The organism is Enterobacter wuhouensis (genome assembly GCF_004331265.1).
In the GTDB taxonomy this organism is placed as follows: domain Bacteria; phylum Pseudomonadota; class Gammaproteobacteria; order Enterobacterales; family Enterobacteriaceae; genus Enterobacter; species Enterobacter wuhouensis.
The window spans coordinates 460,877-485,345 of the sequence record NZ_SJOO01000003.1 but is presented as its reverse complement, the minus strand read 5'-3'; the positions used below and the strand labels follow the sequence as shown (position 1 = coordinate 485,345).

17 protein-coding genes are annotated in these 24,469 nt (G+C 60.3%); 7 read left to right on the top strand and 10 right to left on the bottom strand.

The window, feature by feature from the left end; genetic code table 11:
• Nucleotides 1-291 precede the first annotated feature (291 nt).
• A complete protein-coding gene (locus E0L20_RS09890) occupies nucleotides 292-1,473 on the bottom strand; it encodes an aminotransferase-like domain-containing protein (protein ID WP_131633803.1) in 1,182 nt (393 codons plus the stop codon).
• A 368-nt stretch (nucleotides 1,474-1,841) separates the two neighbouring features.
• Between E0L20_RS09890 and E0L20_RS09885 the strand changes: the two genes are divergently transcribed.
• From E0L20_RS09885 to E0L20_RS09865, 5 genes are all read left to right on the top strand, one after another.
• Nucleotides 1,842-3,464 carry a ShlB/FhaC/HecB family hemolysin secretion/activation protein gene (locus E0L20_RS09885; protein ID WP_165500702.1) on the top strand — a complete coding sequence of 541 codons (1,623 nt, stop codon included), beginning with the start codon at nucleotides 1,842-1,844 and terminating at the stop codon, nucleotides 3,462-3,464.
• Nucleotides 3,464-4,012: a toxin-activating lysine-acyltransferase gene (locus tag E0L20_RS09880; RefSeq protein ID WP_131633801.1), complete on the top strand. Its 549-nt coding sequence runs from the start codon at nucleotides 3,464-3,466 to the stop codon at nucleotides 4,010-4,012. Before E0L20_RS09885 ends, E0L20_RS09880 begins: the two co-directional genes overlap by 1 nt.
• Nucleotides 4,005-11,807, top strand: coding sequence for a two-partner secretion domain-containing protein (locus E0L20_RS09875; protein WP_131633800.1), 7,803 nt, complete (start codon nucleotides 4,005-4,007; stop codon nucleotides 11,805-11,807). The genes E0L20_RS09880 and E0L20_RS09875 overlap by 8 nt, the downstream gene beginning before the upstream one ends.
• Nucleotides 11,808-11,818: 11 nt before the next feature.
• Nucleotides 11,819-12,178 carry a hypothetical protein gene (locus E0L20_RS09870; protein WP_131633799.1) on the top strand — a complete coding sequence of 120 codons (360 nt, stop codon included), beginning with the start codon at nucleotides 11,819-11,821 and terminating at the stop codon, nucleotides 12,176-12,178.
• A 93-nt stretch (nucleotides 12,179-12,271) separates the two neighbouring features.
• Nucleotides 12,272-12,832 (top strand): Ail/Lom family outer membrane beta-barrel protein, encoded by a 561-nt coding sequence (locus E0L20_RS09865; protein WP_131633798.1) that lies wholly within the window; start codon nucleotides 12,272-12,274, stop codon nucleotides 12,830-12,832.
• Nucleotides 12,833-12,855: 23 nt separating this feature from the next.
• Here E0L20_RS09865 and E0L20_RS09860 read toward each other — a convergent pair whose 3' ends face one another.
• On the bottom strand, nucleotides 12,856-13,779 hold the full coding sequence (locus E0L20_RS09860) for a LysR family transcriptional regulator (RefSeq protein WP_131633797.1): 924 nt from the start codon (nucleotides 13,777-13,779) through the stop codon (nucleotides 12,856-12,858).
• Nucleotides 13,780-13,877: 98 nt separating this feature from the next.
• Between E0L20_RS09860 and E0L20_RS09855 the strand changes: the two genes are divergently transcribed.
• Nucleotides 13,878-14,480 (top strand): short chain dehydrogenase, encoded by a 603-nt coding sequence (locus tag E0L20_RS09855; RefSeq protein ID WP_131633796.1) that lies wholly within the window; start codon nucleotides 13,878-13,880, stop codon nucleotides 14,478-14,480.
• Here E0L20_RS09855 and E0L20_RS09850 read toward each other — a convergent pair.
• From E0L20_RS09850 to E0L20_RS09820, 7 genes are all read right to left on the bottom strand, one after another.
• Entirely contained in the window at nucleotides 14,474-15,208 is a 735-nt protein-coding gene (locus tag E0L20_RS09850; RefSeq protein ID WP_131633795.1) for a class I SAM-dependent methyltransferase, read from the bottom strand. The genes E0L20_RS09855 and E0L20_RS09850 overlap by 7 nt on opposite strands.
• Before the next feature lie 125 nt (nucleotides 15,209-15,333).
• On the bottom strand, nucleotides 15,334-16,713 hold the full coding sequence (locus E0L20_RS09845; protein WP_131633794.1) for an amidohydrolase family protein: 1,380 nt from the start codon (nucleotides 16,711-16,713) through the stop codon (nucleotides 15,334-15,336).
• A complete protein-coding gene (locus E0L20_RS09840) occupies nucleotides 16,706-17,671 on the bottom strand; it encodes a carbamate kinase family protein (RefSeq protein WP_131633793.1) in 966 nt (321 codons plus the stop codon). Before E0L20_RS09840 ends, E0L20_RS09845 begins: the two co-directional genes overlap by 8 nt.
• Nucleotides 17,668-19,248: a xanthine permease gene (locus E0L20_RS09835; protein WP_131633792.1), complete on the bottom strand. Its 1,581-nt coding sequence runs from the start codon at nucleotides 19,246-19,248 to the stop codon at nucleotides 17,668-17,670. The genes E0L20_RS09840 and E0L20_RS09835 overlap by 4 nt, the downstream gene beginning before the upstream one ends.
• Nucleotides 19,249-19,259: 11 nt before the next feature.
• On the bottom strand, nucleotides 19,260-20,675 hold the full coding sequence (locus tag E0L20_RS09830; RefSeq protein ID WP_207389443.1) for a YlbE family protein: 1,416 nt from the start codon (nucleotides 20,673-20,675) through the stop codon (nucleotides 19,260-19,262).
• Nucleotides 20,675-22,216 (bottom strand): acyl-CoA synthetase FdrA, encoded by a 1,542-nt coding sequence (gene fdrA, locus E0L20_RS09825; RefSeq protein WP_131633790.1) that lies wholly within the window; start codon nucleotides 22,214-22,216, stop codon nucleotides 20,675-20,677. The genes E0L20_RS09830 and fdrA overlap by 1 nt, the downstream gene beginning before the upstream one ends.
• Nucleotides 22,217-22,323: 107 nt before the next feature.
• Nucleotides 22,324-22,929 (bottom strand): ankyrin repeat domain-containing protein, encoded by a 606-nt coding sequence (locus E0L20_RS09820; protein WP_131633789.1) that lies wholly within the window; start codon nucleotides 22,927-22,929, stop codon nucleotides 22,324-22,326.
• A gap of 320 nt (nucleotides 22,930-23,249) precedes the next feature.
• Here E0L20_RS09820 and E0L20_RS09815 point away from each other — a divergent pair, with 320 nt between their 5' ends.
• Nucleotides 23,250-24,179 (top strand): LysR substrate-binding domain-containing protein, encoded by a 930-nt coding sequence (locus E0L20_RS09815; RefSeq protein WP_131633788.1) that lies wholly within the window; start codon nucleotides 23,250-23,252, stop codon nucleotides 24,177-24,179.
• On the opposite strand, the gene E0L20_RS09810 is transcribed toward E0L20_RS09815, so the two are convergent.
• Nucleotides 24,176-24,334 carry a YqaE/Pmp3 family membrane protein gene (locus tag E0L20_RS09810; protein ID WP_007681616.1) on the bottom strand — a complete coding sequence of 53 codons (159 nt, stop codon included), beginning with the start codon at nucleotides 24,332-24,334 and terminating at the stop codon, nucleotides 24,176-24,178. The genes E0L20_RS09815 and E0L20_RS09810 overlap by 4 nt on opposite strands.
• Nucleotides 24,335-24,469 lie beyond the last annotated feature (135 nt).

Sequence of the window (24,469 nt, the reverse complement as noted above, 5' to 3'; positions counted from 1 at the left end):
ACCGTGCTTATTCCATGAGACATTATTCAGATCAAAGTGATTGAGATGCAAATAAGAATATGGGCAGCAAGTGTAAGAGTAATCCTAAAAATGATAATACAAAAAGTGCGATCCTCACAAAAAATTCATGCGGAATGAATTAGTTAGAAAATGTTAATTTAGGTATAACTATTCGAATACAATCCAAAAACATGCCAGAGGTATGATCCTGCGCAAGTTAACGTGAAGTTTTTAAAACACTGTTTCGCCTTCATCGATTAAATTGTATGCAGAATCATCCCCCGCGCGGTATTACAGCGACGCTTTCAAACGTCTTACCGCTTCTTTCAGCTGTTCATCCGTTGGCGTCACGAAGGACATACGCAGCGTCGCATGGTCTGGCGCGCTGCAGTAGAAGAACTCACCCGGTACAAACACCACGCCGTTGCCTAAGGTTTTTTCCAGCCAGCGCGTCGTGTTGATGCCGTTGTTCATTTTCGCCCACAGGAACATCCCGCCCTTCGGCTTGTGGAACGACATCACATCGCCCAGCTCCGCCTCCAGCTCGCTTGCGAAGGTCCGGTATTTTTGACGGTATGCCTCGCGGATCGTCGCGATCTGCCCGGCCAGGCGGCCGGTTTTCAGATACTCGTAGGTCATAAGCTGCGAGAGCGTGCTGGTGTGCAGGTCGGTGGTTTGCTTCAGATTCACCACCGCGCGTTTCAGCCACTCGGGCACCAGCACCCAGCCCACGCGGGTTCCCGGCGCGAGGATTTTCGAAAAGGTGGAGGTATAGACCACGTTATCTTCGTTGCCAATATCTTTGGCGTGCGCAATCAGCGGACGGAATACGTCGTCGGTATAGCTGATTTCGCTGTACGGGTCGTCCTCAATAATAACGAAGTCATAGCGTTTAGATAATTCCACCAGCTGTTTACGGCGGGTTTCAGAAAGCGTTACGCCGCCGGGGTTACCAAACGTCGGAACGATATAGACCGCTTTGATGGTCTTATTTGCCACCAGCGCTTCGAGCTCGTCGACAATCATTCCATCCCCGTCGGTGCCCACGGATTCAAACTGCGCCTGCGCCAGGCCAAATACCTGCAGCGCGGCCAGATAAGTAGGACGTTCTACGACGACAATATCGCCCGGATTAATTAATGCGCGCGCCAGGACGTCGAGAGATTGTTGCGAACCGGACGTAATAACCACGTCGTCAGCGTGACAGGAAATACCGCGCCCGGCGCAGATCTTCTGAATTTCCTCGCGCAGCCCCGGCACGCCCTCGGTCAGCCCGTATTGAAAGGCCTCGCCAAAGTGCTGGGATAAGACGGCATCAGCGGCCATTTTCAGGCCTTCGTGATCGAAAAGCTCAGGATTGGGAATACCGCCGCCCAGCGAAATCACGCCCGCCATTTTGCTGTGTTTTAATAATTCACGGATGGCTGATGATTGCAGGCCCTGCGCGCTGCTGGCGAGTTTATTGACAGACATTCTTATCTAACCTTATTTTTTATGATGTGCTCCGTCTTAGTAGCACATGTCTGCGGCTTTGATAACTCCTTTTCGCACGCGCTGAGGCGTCGCTCCGCTATAGCCACAACAACCCTGCGGGCTATTGGATATATCCTCCTAAACGCAAATATATTTTCCTTAATGACCAGAACTACCAAATTTAAGGATATTCCCGCTCGGACTTTTCCGAGCTTTAGGATTAATCCCCCTTTTATTACCTCGCCAATATTTAAACAATCTTACATAAATTCACATTGCATCCTTTTTTCTTACACAGCGCGGAACATCCGATGATAGCCCGACACACTAAAGCGATAATAATATCGTCAGCCACTGGCCTGTTTTTAATGCTTTCTGCCCATGCTGCTGAGCCGGATAATCAGTTTATTATCCAGCAGCAACGCCAGAAGGCACTCGAACAACAGCTGACGCCGCCGGTTCCCGACGTGCGCCTCTCAGAGCCCTCCTCCAGTTTTGGCAAAATTAACTTTCCCACCGAAACGCCCTGCTTCCCGATAACCCGCGTGGAGCTGAGCGGTCAGGATGCCCTGCCCCACTGGTTGCCCCTGCAGCGCATGGCCGATCAGGCACAGGGGCGCTGCCTGGGCGGAAAAGGGATCAACCTGCTGATGAGCACGATGCAAAACCGCATCGTCGATCACGGCTGGATCACCACCCGCGTGCTGGCCCCTTCTCAGGATTTGAAAAGCGGCATCCTGAAGCTGACCGTCGTGCCGGGCTACATTCGCCACGTGAAGCTGACCGAGGATAGCGATGATTACATCCAGCTCTACAGCACGTTCCCGGCGCACGAGGGCAACCTGCTTGATCTGCGCGATATCGAACAAGGGCTCGAAAACCTGCAGCGCCTGCCGACGGTGGAAGCGAACATGGAGATCCTGCCGGGCGAAAAACCCGGTGAGAGCGACGTGGTCATCACCCGCAGGCAGAGCAAAATGTGGCGACTGGGCCTGTCGCTGGACGATGCCGGGACCGAAACCACCGGGCGCTATCAGGGCGGCGTTACGCTGTCGCTGGATAACCCCTTCTCGCTGAGCGATCTGCTGTACGTCTCCGCCAGCCACGACCTGAATGACAAGAGCGGCAAGGGCAGCAAAAACTACACCGCGCATTACTCTGTGCCTTTTGGCTACTGGATGCTCGGCGTGACGGGCAGCGATTACGACTATCACCAGACCGTCGCCGGGCTGAACGGCGACTACCGCTACAGCGGGAAAAGCAAAAACCTGGACGTGCAGCTCAGCCGCGTCCTGCACCGCAGCGGCACGCAGAAAACTACCTTCACCTATGACGTGCTGGCCCGCGAAACGCGTAACTATATCGAAGACACCGAAGTCGGCGTCCAGCGCCGCCAGACGGCGGGCTGGCGCGTAGGGCTGGAACATCGCCACTACATTGGCCAGGCCACGCTGGATGCGGGCATCAGCTACCAGCGCGGCACCCGCTGGTTTGGCGCGCGTCCAGCGCCGGAAGAGACGTTCGGCGAAGCGACCGCGCTGGGCAAGATCGCCCAACTGAACGCCCAGCTCGATCTGCCGTTCGACATCGGCACCCAGAACTTCCGCTACAACGTGCAGTACCTGCGCCAGATCAGCAACACGCCGCTGACGCCGCAGGATCAGTTCGCCATCGGCAACCGCTGGACGGTGCGCGGCTTTGACGGCGAGCGCACCCTGAACGCCAGCCACGGCTGGTACGTGCGTAACGATCTGGCATGGAGCACCCCCCTGCCGAATCAGGAGCTGTATCTCGGCGCGGATTACGGCGAGGTGGGCGGCTACAGTTCGGATTATCTGATCGGCAAACATCTGGCAGGCGGCGTGGTGGGCCTGCGCGGCAGCGCCTTCAACACCGGCTATGACATGTTCGCAGGAACACCGTTCTCGAAGCCAGACGGGTTCACCACCAGCAACCTGACCCTCGGGTTTAACCTCAACTGGAGCTGGTGATGCGCATCGGAAATCTGGATATCAAAGCCCCGCTGATGCTCGGCGGCGAAGAGAGCGAAGCCGAGGTGCTGGGCGCAACCGTCTGGCTGTGGATGCACTCCCCGATGCACCGGGATGCCCCGCTGCACGCCCTGCCGACGCTGCTGCTGCCCATCATCAAGCGCGGGCAGTATGTGCTTATTTCGGAAAACAATCGTCCGGTGTTCTTCCTCAGCTGGGCGTGGCTCAACGAGGAGTCGGAAGCCCGCTATCTCACCCGCCCGTCGATCGAGATGAAGGAAGAGGACTGGGACAGCGGGGACAGGATCTGGTTTTGCGACTGGATCGCCCCCTTCGGGCATACCGCGCAGATGTACGCCCTGATGTGTCGCGACATCTTCCCTGACCACGTCTGCCGCGCGCTTTATCACCGGGGCGCCGAGCGCGGCAAGCGCGTCATGATTTTCCACGGCAGCCGCGTTAGCCGGGAACAAGCAAGAGAGTGGCAACGGCAACACCCGCTCGCCGTGAAACTGCCGGAAGCGTTTAGAGGAACGAACCATGAATAAGAACCTGTACCGAATTGTCTTTAACAAAGCGCGCGGCATGCTGATGGTGGTGGCCGACATCGCCCGCTCCGGCCGCGCCGGTTCATCCCGTTCTTCCGGCATTGGCCATACGCACAGCCAGATTATTGGCAAGGTCAGCGCCCTCAGCCTAAGCCTGTGGCTGGCGATGGGTGCCGTACACACGGCGCAGGCCGCCATTGTTGCCAACACCGGCGCGCCCAAAAACCAGCAGCCGACGGTGATCAAAAGCGCCAACGGCACGCCGCAGGTCAATATCCAGACGCCATCGAAGGCGGGCGTGTCGCGCAACAACTACACCCGGTTCGACGTGGATAAAAACGGGGCCATCCTCAACAACTCCCACAAAAACGTGCAGACCAACCTCGGCGGCATGGTGGCGGGCAACCCGTGGCTCGCCAAAGGGGAAGCCAAAGTTATTCTCAACGAAGTCAGCTCGCGCGATCCGAGCAGGCTGAACGGCATGATTGAGGTTGCGGGAAAAAAAGCCCAGGTGGTGATAGCGAACCCGTCGGGCATTACCTGCAGCGGCTGCGGATTTATCAACGCCAACCGCGCCACCCTGACCACCGGCCAGGCGCAGATGAAGGACGGCCAGCTGACGGGCTATAAGGTCGATCGCGGTGAAGTGGTGGTGGACGGCGCCGGGATGGATACCTCCGGCGCGGATTACACCGACATCATCGCCCGCTCGGTGAAGGTGAACGCCGGGCTGTGGGCGAAAGACCTCAAGGTCACGACCGGGCGCAACACGGTAGATGCGGCCCATGAGAAGATTGAGAAAGGCAGCGATGACGCCACCGCACGCCCCCAGCTGGCTGTGGACGTCTCCAGCCTCGGCGGCATGTACGCGGGTAAAATCCGCATGGTCGGCACCGAGCGCGGCGTGGGCGTACGCAACGCCGGGGCGATGGGCGCGCAGGCGGGCAACGTTATCATTACCGCCGACGGACGCATTGAGAACAGCGGCACCGTGCGCGCCAGCGACAGCGCAACCGTCCAGACCGCCGGCGAACTGTCTAACAGCGGCGTGCTGACCGCGGCAAACAACGTGCGGGTCAAGGCCGCCAGCCTCACCGGCAGCAAAGAGAGCGTGCTGGCCGCCGGGGTTAAAGGCGACGGCAAGCTGGCCGATGCGGGCGATTTGCAGCTCAGCACCAGCGGGCAGCTAAGCGCCCACGGGCAAACCCTGGCGGGCGGGAACCTGAGCGCCAGCGGCCAGGGCGTGGACCTCAGCGACAGCCAGACGCAGGGAAAACGCGTGCAAATCGAGGGCGGCGCGGGGGATGTGAAAACGGCCCGCGCGAAGGTTAACGCCAGCGAGCTGACTATTCGCACCGGCAGGATGCTCGACAATACCGGCGGTACGCTGGGCGCGGCGAATAACGTGCAGATTAACGCCGGGTCCGTCGACAATACCCAGGGCAAGGTGATTGCCGTCGCGGGTAAAAACCACATGACGGCCGACTCGCTTAACAACGAGCAGGGGCTGATTTCTGCGGTTGCCGGTGACGGCGAGATCGCCACCCGGCAGACCATCAACAATACCAAAGGCCGCATCGAAGCCGCCAAAACCCAGCGCATCACCGCGTCGGGCGTAACCAACCAGCAGGGCGTGATTGTCGCCGATGGCGCGACCCTTGCGCTGAACGGCGGTACGCTGGACAACCGGTCCGGCTCCCTGCTCTCTCAGGGGGCGCTGAGCCTTGAGAGCGGCACGCTGAACAACCAGAGCGGCTTCCTCGCCAGCAGCGGTGATTTCACGCTGAACAGCGGCGATGTGGATAACACTCTCGGCCAGATTGGCGCGAACCAGCGCCTGAACGCGTCGTTTGCCTCCCTGAACAACGGCGGCGGCGCGGTGAAATCCGTGGACGCGATGACGCTCAACGGCAGCCTGCTGGATAACACCAACGGGACGACCTTCTCCGGCACCAGCCTTGCCTTCACGGGTGACGCGCTGATCAACAACGCCGGACAGCTGGCGGCGGCTGACGGCCTGTCCCTTAACGCGGCAAGCCAGCTGAGCAACGTCTCCGGCGTGCTGCAGGGCAACGGCGTGAACGTCACCACCGGGGCGCTGGATAACGCCTCCGGCACGCTTAACAGCCTTGGCGCGCTGAACCTCTCAACCGGGAACCTGAACAATCAGGCGGGCACGCTGGCCGCAGCGGATAGCGCCGACATCGCCGCCAGCAGCATCGACAACCGCAGCGCGGGGCGCGTGATTGGCAGCGCGAACACCGCCCTGCACAGCGATACCCTGCAAAACAGCGGCGGGCAGATCCAGACCGTGGGCGATCTGCTGATCGACAGCGCCAGAGGCCTGGTGGATAACGCCTCGGGCCTTATCCGCAGCGGCAAATCGGTCACGGTCAACGCCCTCAACTTTGTTAACCAAAACACCCTTGGTGAAAATCAGGGGCTGGAAGGCCAGAGCGTCGCCGTCAACACGAATGCCGTCGACAACCAGAGCGGCAGCATTCTGGCGAATGACGCCCTCAGCGTGCGCGCCAGCGGCGTGTTGAACAACAGCGCAGGCGCGCTGGCCTCGGCCGGTACGCTGGATCTCAGCGGAAGCGGGCTGGATCTGATCAACGCCGGCGGCACGGTTAAGGCTGGCAAAGCGCTCAGCGTTGCGGCGCAAAACCTTGATGCCAGCGGCCAGCTGCTGTCGCTCGGGGATATGACGCTGAGTAGCGCAAGCGGAGTGAACAACAGCGGGAGCACCATTGCCAACGGCAACCTCAGCTTCACCACGCCGGGCGAGTTCACCAACAGCGGCAGGCTGATCGCGGGCAGCGCGCTGAGCCTGCAGAGCGCCAGCCTCACCAACGCCGCCAGCGGCGAGATTAACGCCGGGAGCAATACGCTAAGCGCGACCGGCACCGTGCTGAACTACGGCCTGATTGACGGCATCCACACCCGCATTAACGCCGATACGCTGACCAACGTCGGTACCGGGCGCATTTACGGTGACGCCGTGGGCGTGAACGCTATCACCTTCAACAACCTGGCCGAAAACGGCACGGCGGCGACGCTTGCCGGGCGCGAGCGCGTGGATCTGGGCATACAGACGCTGAACAACGTCGGACACGGCCTGATCTACAGCGCCGGTACGATGCAGATTGGCGGCGCGCTGGACGAAAGCGGCGCGGCGACCGGGCGCGCGGGCGCGATTAATAACCACAGCTCCACCATCGAGTCCGCCGGGGACATGGCGATTGCCGCCTCGCAGATCAATAACATCAACGATAACTTCTCCACCGAAGTGGTGCAGGTTTCGCAGGAACAGCTCACCGAATATCAGCACACCGGCTCAACCAGCCGCTGGAAGGCCGGTGACGACGGCGTCTGGGTGGACGGCAACTCCTCGGACGGCCTGCGTAACCTGAATACGCCGGAACATACGGGCGCGAACTACGACGATTTCAACCAGTACGATTACACCCGCACCGTGGATGAAACGCGGATTAAGGAGAGCGATCCGGCGAAGATCCTCTCCGGCGGCAGCATGACCCTGACGGGCGACAGGCTGTTTAACGACAACAGCCAGGTCGTGGCGGGCGGCACGCTGCTGATTGACCAGCTGGGCAGCGTGCAGAATGACGACGTCAGCGGCGTGCGTTATACCACCGACAGCGGCACCGTGACCCACTACTACCGCATCCGTCACAAAGGCGATGACGAGCAGGGGCGCAGCGCCACGGCGTATACCCCGCCAACCGCCATTCAGAGCATCTCCCTGAAGCCGGGCCAGGTCGTCAGCAACGGCAGCGTGGAGGGCAGCAACCTCAGCATCACGCCGCTGGTGCTGCAGGGCACGGGCGTCGACATTGGTCAGGCTGCGGGGGTCAGCGCCGCGCCGCAGCACACCGTCAAGCCGGGCGAACCCGTTACGCCGCCGGCAGGCCAGGAGTTTGAGGTGACGCCAGCCGATGGCGCCATCCGCATAATCGGCCCGAACACCACCCTGCCGGACAACAGCCTGTTTAAGGTTAACCCGTCGGCGGACGTGCCGTATCTGGTCGAAACCGACCCGCGCTTTACCAACGAGCGCCAGTGGCTCGGCAGCGACTATATGCAAAACGCGTTTACCGACGATGGCGACAACACGCTGAAGCGGCTGGGCGATGGCTATTACGAGCAGCGGCTGGTGCGTGAGCAGGTGGTGGGCATCACCGGCCAGCGCTACCTGGACGGTTACAGCAACGATGAAGAGCAGTTTAAGTCGTTAATGGATAAAGGCATTACCTTCGGCAAGGCCTATAACCTCAAGCTCGGCGTGGCGCTCACGCCAGAGCAGATGGCGCTGCTGACCGGGGATATCGTCTGGCTGGTTAACACCCAGGTCAAAATGCAGGACGGCTCAATGCAGACCGTGCTGGTTCCGCAGGTGTACGCCAAGGTTAAACAGGGCGATATCGATGGCTCCGGCGCGCTGATTGCCGGGAACAACGTGTCGATGAAGCTCAACGGCGACCTGTTCAACAGCGGTACCATTGCCGGGCGCAAGGTGCTGCAGCTGGACGCAGACAACATTACCAACCAGTCAGGCATCATCAGGGCGGCGGACGTCAGCCTGAATGCCAGGACCGACATCAACAACGTCGGCGCAGCCATCGTCGGCGACAGCAGCGTGCTGGCTAACGCCGGGCGCGATATTAACGTCACCACCACGACCGCCAGCGCGCAGAGCGTGAGCGGGGAAAATAGCTTCGCGCGCACCACCATCGACAGCGTTTCCGGCATTTACGTTCAGGGCGACGACGGCAAGCTCGCGCTGCAGTCCGGGCGCGACATCACCCTGACCGGCGCGCAGGTGATCGCCAGCGGCGAGAACGGCAAAGCGCAGCTGGTTGCGGGACGCAACGTGGATCTCAATACGGTCACGACCGCCAGCCGCGACGACCTGGTCTGGGATGCGGACAACACGCTCAGGCAGGGCAGCGTCGATCGTAACGGCAGCGTTCTCACCGGCACCGGCGGCGTAGCCGTCTCGGCAGGTCAGGACATTAACGTCCGGGGCTCATCCGTCACCTCCGACGGCGCGCTGGTCATGGCGGCGAAAAACAACGTCAACATCGAAGGCGTGCTTAACGAAAGCCAGCTCGACGAACGTCATAAAGTGGTAGGCGGCAACGGCTGGCTGTCGAAAACCACCACCAAAACCCGCGATACGGTAGACCGGCAAACGGTGCAGGGAAGCGAGCTGAGCGCCGATTCGGTTAACATCAGCGCCGGGAAGGATCTCACCGTAGCGGGCAGCAGCGTCGTCGGCACGGGTGACGTCGCGCTGCGCGCCGGTAACGATCTGACGCTCACCAGCATGGGCGGACGCAACGACGAGACGCACCTGAAGCAAGAGAAAAAATCGGGCCTGCTGAGTTCGGGCGGAATTGGCTTCACCGTGGGATCCCGCAAAGAGACCACCGAGCAGGCAAGCCAGGCGCTGGCGGGTCAGGGGTCGATGGTCGGCAGCCTGCAGGGCGATACGCTTCTGCTGGCGGGTAACGACTACCGCCAGACCGGCAGCACCGTGGCCTCGCCAAACGGCAACGTCGGCATTCAGGGGAAAAACGTCACCATCGAGGCGGCGGAAAACACCTACGCCTCGCAGTACAAACGAACCGTGGAGCAGAAAGGCTTTACCCTGGCGGTGAACGTGCCGGTCGTACAGGCGCTGCAAAGCGTGATGGCGTCGACCGAGAAGATCGGGCAGAGCAACAACGACCGCATCAATATGCTGGCCGCCGCCAACGCCGCGTGGGACAGCGCGCGCGCCGCTAACACCATGATGAGCGCCGCGCAGGGCGTGATGGCCAACGGCGCCCAGGCCGCTGCGCAAAACGTGAGCGTGTCGCTGACCTACGGCCAAAGCAAGCAGACGCACACCCAGACCAACGACAGCACCACGGCGCTGGCAAGTAAGGTGAATGCCGGCAAGCAGGCCGTGGTGGTCGCCACCGGCGGCGAGACGTCGGATATCAACATCGTTGGCTCCGACGTGAGCGGTAAGCAAGGCACCACGCTGTTTGCCGATAACGACATCAATATCGTGGCGGCGCAGCAGGAGAGCCACGATCGCAGCACCGATAACTCCAGCGGCTGGAACGCCGGGATCGCGGTCAGCTACGGCCAGGGCGGCGCATCCTTCGGCGTTACCGCTGGCGCAAACAAAGGCAAAGGCTACGGCAACGGGGATGAAGTCTCCTGGCGCAACAGCCACGTGGGCGATATGGACGGGCAGACCCGCATTATCAGCGGCGGCGACACCACGCTGCGCGGGGGGCAGCTCCTCGGCAAAGGGGTGGATATCACCGCTGAGAACCTCAATATCGAGAGCCTGCAGGACACCATGACCTACAAAGGCGAGCAGAAGAGCATGGGCGGCCAGGTCACCGTGGGCTACGGCTTTGCGGCGTCCGGTAACTATGGTCAGTCGAAGGTGGATGCGAATTACGCCTCGGTGCAGGAGCAGTCCGGCGTCTTTGCGGGCGGCGATGGCTACAACATCAACGTGAAGGATCGTACCGAACTGATCGGCGGGATCATCACCTCCAGCGAGAGCGCCGAGCTGGCGGGTAAAAACCAGTTCAGTACCGGCACGCTGGGCTGGCGCGACGTGCAGAATACCTCGGAATTTGAGGGTAACGGTTTTGGCATTGGCGGCTCGGTAAGCCACAACGCCGACGCGGGTACGAATAAAAACGTGACCTTCGGCATCGGCCACGACAGCGGTAGCGACAGGGGTACCACCCGCAGCGGCATTAACACCAGCAATATCACCCTCACCAACCCGGACGGCCAGCAGCAGGCCATTGAGGGCGTGAAGACCGATATCACCACCGAGACCGCCGCGGCGAACTCCGGGGCGATTAAGAACAATTTCGACAAAGACGAGGTGTTCAAAGAGCTAAACCTTCAGGTCAGCGTCACCCGCGATTTCAAAGAGAATGCGAATCGTCAGATTGGCGAGTACCTCGACGACAAGCAGGCCGCAGCCCGTAAGGTTCTTCAGGACGCCATCAAAACCGGCGATAAAGCGAAGCAAGATGCTGCGATGGAGGATATATACAAACTGCAGTATCAGCGCCGCTTCCTGCAAACGCTGGTGGGTGTCGTTGCCGGGTCGCCGGATGCTGCGATAACCCAGGGCACGCTGTCGCTGGCGGCGACGAAAATGCGTGAGGAAACGCTTAAAAACTCCCTGATCTTCCCGGGGGTCGTCGATAAAGACGGTAACGTGATCAGCAATGTCTCCGGCCCAAGCGACGGACTGTACGACGGCGTTAAGCTCGGGGGCGTCCGCGTTGGCCTCGACTTCATCTGCGGCGACAACAACATCCGCTGTGTAAACGATGAGAACAACAATCACGCCCTTATTCTCGACGACAGAGGCCGGGTTCAGTACAAAGGGGATGACCGTCATAAGACGTTCGACGCCCTGCTGGAAGACCGTACGGTATCTGACGGGCTTTATGGCCCGACCGGCGGATTCCAGGGCGGCGTGGGGATGATGAGCTCGTGGACCTATTCAGCGGGTTCATTCTTTGACGATCTTGTTGAAAGCTATGCCGGAACCCATGATTTGGTTGGCGGTCAGTTGCCCGGTTTTTATGATAACGCGGGTAATACCGGCCGGGATCGCAACCCGCTGGTTACCACGGCGGCCAATACCTGGACCATTGCAGCCATTCCAATTGCCACACCGTTTGCCATGAGCGAGCTGGTGTCGCCTGAGCTGCTGCAGTTTATTTTCTCAACCTCTCAGTGAGTGAGCGAACCATGAAAAAAAGCCTGCTTCTTCTGTTGCCCTTCCTGCTCACCGGCTGCGTAGTGGACAGTAAGGATTCATCCAATTACCAGTACGTGAAATACGCCCAGACCTTCCAGAAGCTGGATAACACCGGGCGTACCGACACCGCTCAGCGTAAAGAAGATCTTTACAGCTGCGGGGTGCCCAGACGCGCCAATCTGGATGACGGTAGCTGGAACGGGGGCAGCGCCCGGCTAGGGCAAACGCTTCAGGAAGTGGTTGCCAGAGAAGAGAAAATCTCCAGCTGCATGAAAGCCAAGGGCTACAAGGTCTATGGCTTCGATGAGTGCGGCCCGCTAAAGGCGCCGACCGGGCTGTGCCCGAACTAACTTTATCACCTTATCTGGCGCGGATTACCGCGCCCGTACTGCCGGAGCGTTCCGGCAATCATTAAAAAAAAAACGACGAAAGGATGACGGTAAATGAAAAAAATATCTCTGGCGGTAATTATCGCGGCAAGCCTGACGAGCGGCGCTGCGCTGGCGGATAACCAGACGGTTTCCGTTGGCTATGCGCAGAGCAAAATCGAAGACTTCAAAAATATCCGCGGCGTTAACGCGCAGTATCGCTACGAGTGGGATTCCCCGTGGAGCGTTATGGGTTCATTCACCTACATGAGCGGCGATGAGGACGAACATTACTATGTTGCTTCTGATTCGGTGAAAAACCACGTTGAGGCAAAGTATTACTCCCTGCTGGTGGGCCCGGCCTACCGCATTAATGAGTACGTTTCCCTGTATGCGCTGGGCGGCGTCGCACACGCCAAAGCGGACGGCGACACCAAATGGGTGAACGCGGGCGACGGCTTTACCCAGAAGGACAGCATCTCCGAAAAATCGACCTCTTTCGCCTACGGCGCGGGCGTGCAGTTTAACCCAACGCCAGAGCTGGCGATTAACGTTGGCTACGAAGGCACCAACGCGGATCTGGACGGCAATCGTTCCATCAACGGGTTTAACGTGGGCGTGGGTTACCGGTTCTAAGCCCCCTTTTCGCCTGACCCGGCCTACGGACCGGGTTTTATAGGCCCGGTAAGCGCAGCGCCATCGGGCATGACAGACCGCACAACATGCGCAATAAACTGCGTGAGCTTCGGCAGGGGCCGGAGATCCTGCCGCCACAGCAGATGCACCGGCCTTGGCTCAGGCGTGAATTTCTCCAGCACCCGTACCAGCTTTCCGCTCGCCAGCTCTTCCGCCACCAGCACCTCAGGCTGCAGCAGCAGCCCCGCTCCCGCTCTCGCCGCCATCCGCAGTCCGTAGCCGTCGTTGCACCTTAAGATCGCGTCCCGCTTCCAGCGCACCTCCCCTTCCACGCCCGGCAGCCGCCACTCGTTGCGCGCCGTCCATACCGTGTGGGACAGGCACAGATGATCCACCAGATCGGCAGGGGTTTGCGGCGTACCGTGGCGGGCCAGATAGTCCGGCGCGGCGCAAATGACCATTCGGTACGGACAGAGGTATTTCGCCACCAGATCGTCGTTGCGAACGTCACCGATGCGGATCGCCAGATCGACGCCTTCATCCACCAGGTCCACCATCCGGTTAGTGAGATCCAGCTCCACGCGCACGTCGGGAAAGCGCTGCAAAAAGGTGGCGGTGAGCGGCGCAATCACGCAGCCGCCAAACGACGTGGGCGCCGTCACGCGCAGGGTGCCGGCGGGTGCGGCACGCAGGCGCTCCACCGCGCTTTCAGCAATCACGACCTGCTCCAGCACCCGCTTTGCCTCTTCAAAATAGACGCGTCCGGCATCGGTCAAACTTTGTCGGCGCGTGTTGCGCTCCAGCAGCCGCGTGCCGAGCCGGGATTCCAGCAGGGCAACGTACTTGCCCACCATCACCGCCGACATCTCCAGCCGTGCCGCCGCGCTGGTGAAGCTGCCGCTTTCCACCACCGCAACGAACGTCTCCATGCCGCGTAGCTTATCCATATTCCAAACCCCTGGTTAGTAATTATCTAACATTAGCCCAGTTTATCTGACTTTTTATTTATTAAAGAATGAAGGCTCACAACGTTAAGGAGTCTGCTATGAAAATCGTGATTATTGGTGCCAGCGGCACGGTCGGCCGTGCAGTTACGGAAGAGTTAAGCCGTCGCCACGAGGTCATTCGCGTCGGTCGTACGCAGGGCGACCATCAGGTGGATATCACCTCGCAGGAGAGCGTGCAGGCGCTGTTTGAAAAGACTGGCCCGGTGGATGCGATTGTCTCTGCCAGCGGCGGCCTGCACTTTGGCCCGCTCGCCACCATGAAGGACCGCGATTTCAACCAGGGGCTGCAGGATAAGCTGCTCGGGCAGGTGCGCCTGGCCCTGACCGGCCAGCACCACCTGAACGAAGGCGGTTCGATTACGCTGATAAGCGGCATTGTGGCGCACGAGCCGATCGCGCAGGGCGTGAATGCCACCACGGTGAACGCGGCGCTGGAAGGCTTTGTTCGCGCCGCGGCCTGTGAGCTGCCGCGCGGCATTCGCATCAACCTGATTAGCCCGACGGTGCTGACCGAATCCGCCGAGGCGTACGACGGCTTCTTCCCGGGCTTTGAAAGCGTGCCCGCCGCCACCGTGGCGCTGGCCTACCGCCGCAGCGTGGAAGGCGTACAGAGCGGGCGGGTGTACAGGGTCGGTTACTGAGCCTTACGGGCGGCGATGAGCACCAGCATCGGGCGTTCAGCCTCTTCGGCCAGCGCGGGCCAGGCGTCAATCTGCGCCTGCGTTGGGCCCCATTCGTTGACCTCATCGATCGTCAGTCCGGCCTTGATTAGCGCGTTGAGCGTGGTGCCGAGCGTGCGGTGATACTTGATAACGCCGTCCGCCAGCCAGTTGCTGACGCGCTGGCCCTCTTCCTGATAATGGTTGACGCCCCAGAACCGCTCGCCGCTGTCGTCGGTCAGCCAGCCCTGACGGCTCGCGCAGGTGTATATCGGGTGCTCCATCGAAAAGACCAGGCTGCCGCCGGGCTTAAGCGCGCGCTTAACCTTCGTAAACAGGGTATCCAGCTCCGGCAGATAGTGCAGCGCCAGCGAGCTGTAGACCAGATCGAGGCTGTTCTCGTTGAGCGCCAGCGATTCGAGATCGCTACGCTGATAGTGGATCTGGACGTCATGAGTCAGTTCCGCCGCGCGGGCGAGCATCTTTTCGGAGATATCGACCCCCGTGACGTCAGCTGCGCCCAGCTCACGGGCTGCGCGGCAGAACCAGCCGTAGCCGCAGCCGAGATCAACAACCGATTTGCCGGTTAGATCCGGCAGCATGGCCTTAAGCGCAGGCCACTCCGGCGCGCCGTCCAGACCCTGCACCGAGCGCGGAAGCTGGGCGTAGCCCTCGAAAAACGCCGGGTTGTCGTAGATGTTTTGTGCCATGGCAGATCCCTCTTTAAGAATGTGCATAGCAGTATACTGCATTGCCGGGTGGCGGCTTCGCCTTACCCGACCTACAAAATCTCCGAACCGTAGGCCGGGTAAGCGCAGCGCCACCCGGCACCACATTAGCCCACCGAGCCCCAGACAAGGTTGCCCTTGTGGAACGTCGCGGTGCGCGGTGAAATGCGCGCCACGGCCTCGGCGGAGCAGGAGGCGTCCACCAGCACAAAGCTGGCGTCGTCCTGCGCTTTCGGCCACACGCGCTCGCCTTTGTCGTTCAGCGGCAGCACGTCGCCGGTGGCGATACCGAGCGCGCGGGAGAGCGTCTGCTCGTTGGGGCGGATGTAGAGCTGCGCGTAGAGGTTGGCTTTTTCCAGCATGTCGCCCAGGCCGTACGGCGACCAGTGGTCGATCACGCTGTCGGTCCCCGTCATCACGAACACGCCCTTCTCACGCAGCTGCTTCAGCGGCATGTGCAGGGTGCCAATCGGCACGGTGGAGGCGATGGTCACCTGCTGCGCCGCCATGCGGGTGGCGATCTCATCCACCTGCTGCTCGTTGAGCGTCGCCAGCGCGAAGGCGTGGCTGATGGTCAGCTTGCCCTTCAGCTCCGGCGTTTTCTCCACGGTTTCCACCATGTAGTTCACCGCCGCCACGCCCGCCGGGCTGGTTTCGTGCAGGTGAATATCCACCCCTTTGTCGTAGTCCAGCGCAATCTGGAACATCAGATCGAGGGATTTCTCCATCGCGCCGTCCACGTTCGTCGGGTCCAGCCCGCCCACGTAGTGCGCCCCGGCCTGCATCGCCTCGCGCATCAGCTTTTCTGCATTCGACAGCAGCAGGCCGTGCTGCGGGAAGGCGACGATTTCGCAGTCAAAGCCTGCGCTTCTGCGAGCTAATACCGCCTGCAGATTTTCCAGATTCTTCAGCCCGGAAACCGGCTCAATATTGCAGTGGCTGCGGGCGACGGTGGAGCCTTTCGACTGGATCAGGTCGATCAGCTTTTCCGCGCGCTCCTGGGTGTAGGGCTGCAGCTCCGGCAGCAGCTTCTGCTCAAGGCGGATCATGTCCTGAATGGTGGTGCCCGCCGGGCGGTTCAGCGAGCGCCACGGGCCGCCGTAGAAGGTTTTATCCAGATGGATGTGCATGTCGCGCATCGCCGGGAGCATTAGCTTTTTACCCGCGTCGTAGTGCGGCAGCGCAGCGTCGGCGTGGCTGCCGTTGTCGCGCAGGGCGACGATCTTTCCGTCTTTGATTTCCAGCGTTTTCAGCTCGGTGCGGGTGCTCGTCGCCACGCTGCCGTCGACGTTGAACCCGGCCTCCAGCAGCACGTTGTCGAGGTAGTAGTGTTTTGCGGTGATGCTCATCGGTTTGCCCGTCTCGCAGGTTGGCTTCGCGGTATCCGCAGCATACGCGACGGAGCCGGTGGCGCCAAACAGCGCGCAGGCGGTAACCATTTTGCCGCTCTGGCTAATAAACTCGCGGCGGCTTTTGTGTTCACTCATCTTTTCTTCCTTCATTAACGATATGGGTGCCGGTTTCACCGCGCAGCGCCGCGGGCAGGCAGTCCGGCGAGGTGATAATCACCCGCCTGCCGCCGTGTTTTAAAAACTCCAGCGAGGCGACGATTTTGGGCAGCATGCTGCCCGCCGGGAAGTGGCCTTCGTCCATGTAGCGCGTCATCTGCGCCACGTTTACGGCGTCCAGCGCCTGCTGGTTCGGCTTGCCGAAGTTAACGCACACTTTCTCCACGCCGGTAGTGATCACCAGCACGTCGGCGCGGATCTCTCGCGCCAGCAGCGCGGTGGAGAGATCTTTATCAATTACCGCGTCGACGCTCTGGTAGTCGCCCTGCTCGCTGCGGATCACGGGTATTCCGCCGCCGCCCGCGCCAATCACCACAAAGCCTTTTTGCGTCAGCGTCTTAATGGCATCCGCCTCGACTATCCGCAGCGGCTGCGGAGAGGCCACCACGCGACGATAGCCGCGGCCTGAGTCTTCGACAAAACGCCAGTCCGGGTGCGCACGCTGCAGCTCGTCGCGCTGCGGCTCGGTGAAGAACGCGCCGATAGGCTTCGTCGGGTGCGTAAAGCCGGGATCGTTTTTATCCACCTCGACCTGGGTAACCACCGTCACGGCTTTTTTATCACCGCGCGCGGCCAGGCGGTTGTTGAGCGCCTGCTGGATCAGGTAGCCGATGCCGCCCTGGGTGTCCGCCACGCAGTTTGCCAGCGGGGTCAGCGGCAGCCCTTCCCGCTCGTGGGCGATTTCAGCGCGGCGCAGATCCAGCCCCACCTGGGGGCCGTTGCCGTGGGTGAGCACGATGTCATAGTCGGAGGCCAGCATTTCGAGCACCGACTCGGCCACCGCTTTCACCGCATGCGCCTGATGTTCAACCGACTGGCTGGCGTTGTCTTTGATAATGCTGTTGCCGCCGATGGCGACGACCATAAGCTCTTTCATTTTGTTTCCTTTAGAAGGTGCGTTCTGGTGCCCTCACCCCGGCCCTCTCCCACAGGGAGAGGGGGATTAACAGAGACATCCAGCACATGCTTCACCACAAACATGCCGCCCATCATCAGGTAGGCCGTGACGAACATCAGCGAGCTGCCTTCGGCAAAGCCCACCACCGGGGCGTGGATGACGCCAAACAGCGCCAGCAGCGCGCCGACGGCTGCCGCAACGGCCCCGCGCAGCGGCTTGTTGATGATGGAGAAGATGGCGATACAGCCCCAGAGCATGCTGGCGAGCGGCGCGCCGTTGCCGAGATGCATCAGCCCTTCGTAGTAGATCCCCTTGCTGTGCAGCACGTCGGTGCCGATTTTCGCCGCGCTGGTGCCCGCCGCGCCCATCACGCTGTTCATCATGGTCAGCGCCCAGTTGGCGATCCACGGGAACAGGCAGATGAAGATCACCGGCACCTCCACCTTGGGCGTTTCCCTTACCACCTGGTTGGCCGTCACGACGCCGATAAACACCAGAATCGGCACGATGGCGGTCATCGGTATGATGGCGAGCATAAACGCCCCCAGCCCGAACAGCGGCACGATGAACATGGTCACGCCGGAGGCCAGCGTATAGCCGATGCTGGCCCCCATCGCTTTCCAGCCGGGATGACCGACGTAGACCGTCACCGGGAACGGGTTGCCCATCAGGCAGCCGAGCATCGAGGCCAGGCCGTTCGCCAGCATCACCTTGCGGGTTGGGTAGGGATCGCCCGCCGCATGGGCGCTTTCGATGTTTTCCAGGTCAAAGATGTAGTTCGCCAGCCCCAGCGGTACGGCAGACGCGAGATACGGCAGGGCGTGCGGTAGCCCCTGCAGGAAGCCTTCCACGTGCACCTGCGGCGGGTTAAAGCCAAATGACGACATCGAGGCTTTGATCGCTTCCGGGCTTTGCAGGCCGGAGATCCACGCCAGCGCCGTACCGGCGATTAACAACAGCAGGCCGGTCGGGATTTTGGCGAAAATAGGCTTTTTACCGAACCAGTTGATGAAGATCAGCAGCAGCACGATAAACGACACGGTCGGCGCTTCGAACGCCTGCAGCATCGGGTTCATCGCCAGCAGCAGCAGACCAAGCCCGGACAGGCACGACAGCAGCACCGTACGCGGGATCATCTTGCGGATGGTTTCCCCTAAAAACGAGCCGCCCGCAAGGATCATCGCCTCAACAAAGCACCACACCAGGCCGATTTGGATAGCAAGATCCGCGTCGCCCGTTTGCTGATAAACCGGCATCAGCACCAGGAAGGTGACGGTAAAAATCGACGGCGCGCTCGGGCCGGACGGCAGCGCGGTGACGTCCGTGCGCCCGGTGGCGCGCGCCATCTGCAGGCCAAACCACGCGTAGCAAATACTCGCGACCAGCACCGCCAGCCCGAAGGCCGGTGCGATGCGTCCATAAACAATCTCCTTCGGGATGCCGACGACAAAAATGAGCAGCCCCATCATGGTCAGCAGATTGGTCAGGTTGTTGGTCATCAACCCGAAATACGCCGCCCAGTCACCTCTTTTCCACTCCAGCTTCATGTTTTTCATGGATGCTTGCCTTATAAAAAGTAGCGATCGCGGAAGGTCAACAGCGCCTTTTCAAAACAGCTAAACGGCGGGTGAACGATGCCCGCCCCAATCATGCCGATGCCCGCGTCTTTATGGGCAATGGCGGTGTTGATCACCGGCAGAATGCCGCTGCCCGCGACTTTGGTGATGTCGATGGCGCTTGGGATGCCCATAAACGAGAGCAGCGGAATGGTGACGTTCGGGTTTTCGCCGAGGGTGATTTCGCGCATCTGGCGGGAGAAGTCGATGGCTTCATCCACCGTCCCGCCCACCAGCGCAACGATCGCCGGGGCCGTCGCCATCGCAAAGCCGCCGATGCCGTAGGTTTCGGTGATGGCGCTGTCGCCGATATCCAGCCCGGAGTCTTCCGGCTTATAGCCTGCGAACATCGGGCCAATCACCTGCTGCGCCGGGCCGGTGAACCACTGCCCCGGCAGACCGGAAACGCGCAGGCCAAACTCGTAGCCGTTGCGCGCCATGGTGGTGACGACGGTGCTGTACTCAATGCCGTGCGCGGCGTCCAGCGCGGCCTTACACATCGCCATCCACGTCGGGCCGGAGAAGTAGTCGCTGCTGGCGACGAACTCAAACACCTCGCGCTGCTGCTCTACCGGATAGCCCGCCTGGATCAGCCCCGGCGTTAGCGCCTGAATAAGCAGCGTGGTGCCCGCGTTGTTGCGGTTGTGGCACTCGTCGCCCATGTGCAGCGCCTGGGCCAGCATCAGGCGCAGGTCGATTTCGCCGATAATCTTCATCGCGTCGCGCAGCATCGGGCCGAGCACGTCGCGCATCCAGTTCAGGCGGTCGATCACGCTCTGGTCGTTGGCCCCCATGCGCAGGATCTTCGCCATCTGCTCGCTGAGGTTGGTGAACGCGCGGTTGCCGTAGGTTTTGTTTTCAACGATGTGCATAAACATCGACGCGGAGGTGACGCCCGCCATCGAGCCCACGCAGTCGTGCTCGTGGCACGGCGAGAAGGTAATGTCGCCAGAGGCCGCCAGCCTTGCCGCGTCCTCCAGATCTTTCGCCAGCCCTTCAAACACCAGCGCCCCGGTGACCGCGCCCTTCATCGCCCCGCACATATTTTCCCAGGAGACGGGCGGACCGGCGTGCAGAATAGTGGTGCGGGTCATGCCCGGCACAACGTTAATGGCCTGGTCGTAGCCCACCAGCACCGGATGGGACTGAATAATGCGCTCAAGGGCGATTTGGTTAGCGGCGGCGATTTTCTCCGCCAGCGGTTTTTCCGCCAGCTGGTCAAGCGCCTCAACGACCTGCATATTGCCCTGCCCCGGCGGCGTCCAGTCGAGCCGGGTGACGGGAACGTGCTGTTTTTTGAGATCGTCGCTGAACATCGCAATGCCGACGTTAATGACGTTCAGCGGCTGGTTGAATAAGGTGGTCATTATGCTTTCTCCCCTTTGCAGACAAATTCGCGCGCCAGTAATCCGGTATTGGTGCTGCTGCTGGCCCAGATCACGCCTGCGTCAGTCAGCAGCTGGCACTGCTGCGACAGCGACTGCGGATCCTGGTCGGTGCCGAGCACGTAGCCGAGGATCTCAAGCGGACGGCGATCGGCCTTCGCGATGGCCTGCGCCTCTTTGAGGGCGTCGAGCATCACGCCGACCGGATCCTCGTGCGCGCCGAAGCCCAGCACGAAGTCCATCACGATGACGCCCACCTCCGGGTCGCGCGCCTCCTGCAGCAGGCGGCTGATGCGGTTGGTCGGGTCGATCATCGGGTGCGGCTTGCCGTTGGTGAAGTCATCGTCGCCAAAGTCGAGGAAGGTGTGGGCTTTACTGACGCTGATGTCGCTCAGGCGTTTCGCGGGATCCGGCTGAATGTTGCTGTAAACGTCGTCAAATTTCGCAAGCGCCGCGAACATCGCCTCATCGCATAGGGTGCCGCCGCAGAACAGGCCGCGAATGTACTTCTGCTGCGTCGTCAGGCGGGCGCGCACCTCTTCAATCAAAGGCCAGTTGAGCGGGTGTAGATCGAGGGATTCTTTTTTGACGCCGGTGAGCAGGACCGCCTTCAGGGCCGCCTCTTTAGTGCCGCGCGCAAACTGCAGGCCGTCTTCATCGGCGGGCGGTTCGCTGCGGCCGAGGAAGCAGACGACCACCGGTTTACGGCAGGCTCTGGCGCGGGCCAGCATCTTTTCTGCCACCGCTGGCGCGGGGGGCTTGGAGATCAGCGCGATAACCCGGGTGCCCTCATCGGCTTCGAGCATGTCGATGGCGTCGAGCATCATCAGGCCGCCGATTTTCTCGCTGAGATCGCGCCCGCCGGTGCCAATCAGCTGCGACACGCCGCCGCCGAATTCGTGAATGCGCACGCTCAGCTCCTGGCTGCCGGTGCCGGATGCGCCGACGATGCCAATCGGCCCGCGGCGCACCGCGTTGGCAAAGCACAGCCCCGCGCCGTTGATGATGGCGGTGCCGCAGTCCGGCCCCATCATCAGCAGCCCTTTCCGGTGCGCGAGCTGCTTCAGCGCCAGCTCGTCGTCGAGCGATACGTTATCGGAAAAGAGCATCACGTTAAGATCGTTTTCCAGCGCCTGGCGCGCTTCGCGGGCGGCGAAGGTGCCGTTGACGGAAATCACCGCAAGGTTGCTGTCCGGACGATGGGTTTTGGCGCTGGCGATCGTGGCGTAGCGCGCTTCATGGGAGCCTGCGCTCTCCTTACGCGTGAACAAGGCTTCAATGGCGGCCAGCGTTTCCTCATTCGCCGCGTCGCCTTTAATCACGATCATCAGGTCGCCGTTTTTAGCTTCGGCTAATTCTGGCGTTAATAGCCCAAGGTTTTTCAGTACGCCTTTATTCATTTCCGTTGCCATAGCCACAAACGCCTGATCGACGCCCGGCAATTTATTGGCTTTGGTGGAAACGGACATTAATGATACCGAGTCAAAATAGGTGTTCTTTTTTATGACGATTTTGGTTGGCATTATTTTCTCCAGAACGCGGATAAAAGGGGGCCGCCGTCGCGCAAAATGCACGTCGGTTAAAAATACTTTTCAATTAACGGCCAGCCGGAAAAGGCTGGCCAAATGCGTTATGCGCCCGCCGCCAGGAGTAGGTCAGCTATCGCATCGAAGCCTTTTTCCCGCGCCAGTTCGAGCGGGGTTTTGCCGTATTTATCGGTCATGTGCGGGTTTGCGCCGTGATCCAGAAGCAGCTTGACGATCTCCTGCTGCTTCGCGCCGCCTTCGTTGAGCACGATCGCTTCCAGCAGCGGGGTCCAGCCGACAAAGTTGGTGTGGTTGACGTTGATATCGGTTTTTTCCAGCAGCTCGCGCACGATCTCAACGTGCCCCTTTTCGCTGGCGGGCGTGATGCCCACACCGCCGAAACGCGTCAGGCGGTCGAGATCGGGATTGGCCGGAAGGACAGTGCGCAGCAGGGTGATATCGTTGGTCAGGCAGCTAATCAGGAAGGGGTTAAAGCAGGTCTGATCCTGCTTATCAATATCCGCCCCGGCGGCAATTAATAACTCCACGCAGGCATAATGTTTTTTCAGGCTGGCAATAATAACGGCGGTTCTTTTCTGGCGGTTGGTGGCGTTAATATCCACGCCTTTCTCCAGACAGGCTTTTAGCGCGTCGCTATTGCCCTCTTCTGCCGCCAGCAGAAATTCAGTAACGAGTTCGTTCGCAGACATATTCAGACTCCCGATGTTTTTATTTCTGTTGACCTGAGAATAGCAACAGCCTGGTCATAAAAGAATCCGCTTAAAAATGATTCATCGACAGTCAATTCATTGTTGAGGTAAATTCAACAGTCCGGTCAAAACGTGCGTCCGTGCAACCTTTTTCTTATGTTTCTCCGCGTTTTAGCGTGCGAAGCTGCATTATGCTTATGTCTGACGAAGCCTTACTGCGTGCGGCCTACGGCAAATAGTCAGAACTGTGATCGGCTTCAAATGCGTTGTAACGGCGTTGTTAAAATATGTTCAAAACTGATGGCTGACGGGAGTGAGATATGAATTCCATCTTTACCGAAGAGAACCTGCTGACCTTCACCACCGCAGCGCGCTTCGGCAGCTTCAGCAAAGCCGCCGCCGAGCTGGGTGTCACTACCTCGGCCGTTAGCTATACCATCAAGCGCATGGAGACCGGGCTGGACGTGGTGCTGTTCGTGCGCAACACGCGCAGCATCGAACTGACCGAGTCCGGGTTTTACTTTTACCGCAAGGCCACCGACCTGCTGAACGATTTTCACGCCATCAAGCGCGGGATAGATACCATTTCCCAGGGGATCGAAACCCGGGTGCGCATCTGCATCAATCAGCTTTTGTATACCCCTCGCCACACCGCCCGGCTGCTGCAGGTGCTGAAAAAGCAGTTTCCCACCTGCCAGATCACCGTGACCACCGAGGTGTATAACGGCGTCTGGGACTCCATCATTAACAATCAGGCCAACATTGCCATTGGCGCGCCGGATACCCTGCTCGACGGCGGCGGCATTGACTACACCGAGATCGGCGCTATCCGCTGGGTCTTTGCCATTTCACCGACGCATCCGCTGGCGTTTTCGCCGGAGCCGATAGCGGAAAGCCAGCTTCGTCTGTATCCCAACATCATGGTGGAAGACACGGCGCACACCATTAACAAGAAGGTTGGCTGGCTGCTTCACGGGCAGGAGGCGATTCTGGTGCCGGATTTCAACACCAAGTGCCAGTGTCAGATTCTGGGCGAAGGGATAGGTTTTTTACCGGAGTATATGGCGCGGGAGGCGATGGAAGATGGGCTGCTGATAACGCGGCGGATCAATAACCCGCGTCAGGATTCACGCATGCTGCTCGCAACGCAGCATGCGGCGACCGGCCAGGTGACGCGCTGGATCAAACAGCAGTTTGCGCCAGACGGCGTCCTGACCGGGATCTACAGCGATTTACTCTGGCGGGCCTAGCTTTTGGATTGCACCCAAAACGCGTGGATAAGGCCGGGAATATAGCCCAGCAGCGTGAGAAGGATGTTGAGAATAAATGCCCAGCCAAATCCTTTGCCAAGCAGCACGCCCAGCGGTGGCAGGATGATGGTAAACACGATACGCCAAAAACCCATAAAAACTCCGTGCAAGCTAACCAATTGAAAATAAAAAGAGAGTATCTCTAAGCATAGCCAGTTTACCGCTTGCTGCCAGGGCGCCCTCGCGCTTTTACCTGCCTTTACCCTCTTTACACTGGCTTAAGCGCTCAC

Coding starts and splice junctions, on each gene's coding strand:
- E0L20_RS09890 (WP_131633803.1), bottom strand. CDS start 1,473: ATGTCTGTCAATAAACTCGCCAGCAGCGCGCAGGGCCTGCAATCATCA.
- E0L20_RS09885 (WP_165500702.1), top strand. CDS start 1,842: ATGCTTTCTGCCCATGCTGCTGAGCCGGATAATCAGTTTATTATCCAG.
- E0L20_RS09880 (WP_131633801.1), top strand. CDS start 3,464: ATGCGCATCGGAAATCTGGATATCAAAGCCCCGCTGATGCTCGGCGGC.
- E0L20_RS09875 (WP_131633800.1), top strand. CDS start 4,005: ATGAATAAGAACCTGTACCGAATTGTCTTTAACAAAGCGCGCGGCATG.
- E0L20_RS09870 (WP_131633799.1), top strand. CDS start 11,819: ATGAAAAAAAGCCTGCTTCTTCTGTTGCCCTTCCTGCTCACCGGCTGC.
- E0L20_RS09865 (WP_131633798.1), top strand. CDS start 12,272: ATGAAAAAAATATCTCTGGCGGTAATTATCGCGGCAAGCCTGACGAGC.
- E0L20_RS09860 (WP_131633797.1), bottom strand. CDS start 13,779: ATGGATAAGCTACGCGGCATGGAGACGTTCGTTGCGGTGGTGGAAAGC.
- E0L20_RS09855 (WP_131633796.1), top strand. CDS start 13,878: ATGAAAATCGTGATTATTGGTGCCAGCGGCACGGTCGGCCGTGCAGTT.
- E0L20_RS09850 (WP_131633795.1), bottom strand. CDS start 15,208: ATGGCACAAAACATCTACGACAACCCGGCGTTTTTCGAGGGCTACGCC.
- E0L20_RS09845 (WP_131633794.1), bottom strand. CDS start 16,713: ATGAGTGAACACAAAAGCCGCCGCGAGTTTATTAGCCAGAGCGGCAAA.
- E0L20_RS09840 (WP_131633793.1), bottom strand. CDS start 17,671: ATGAAAGAGCTTATGGTCGTCGCCATCGGCGGCAACAGCATTATCAAA.
- E0L20_RS09835 (WP_131633792.1), bottom strand. CDS start 19,248: ATGAAAAACATGAAGCTGGAGTGGAAAAGAGGTGACTGGGCGGCGTAT.
- E0L20_RS09830 (WP_207389443.1), bottom strand. CDS start 20,675: ATGACCACCTTATTCAACCAGCCGCTGAACGTCATTAACGTCGGCATT.
- fdrA (WP_131633790.1), bottom strand. CDS start 22,216: ATGCCAACCAAAATCGTCATAAAAAAGAACACCTATTTTGACTCGGTA.
- E0L20_RS09820 (WP_131633789.1), bottom strand. CDS start 22,929: ATGTCTGCGAACGAACTCGTTACTGAATTTCTGCTGGCGGCAGAAGAG.
- E0L20_RS09815 (WP_131633788.1), top strand. CDS start 23,250: ATGAATTCCATCTTTACCGAAGAGAACCTGCTGACCTTCACCACCGCA.
- E0L20_RS09810 (WP_007681616.1), bottom strand. CDS start 24,334: ATGGGTTTTTGGCGTATCGTGTTTACCATCATCCTGCCACCGCTGGGC.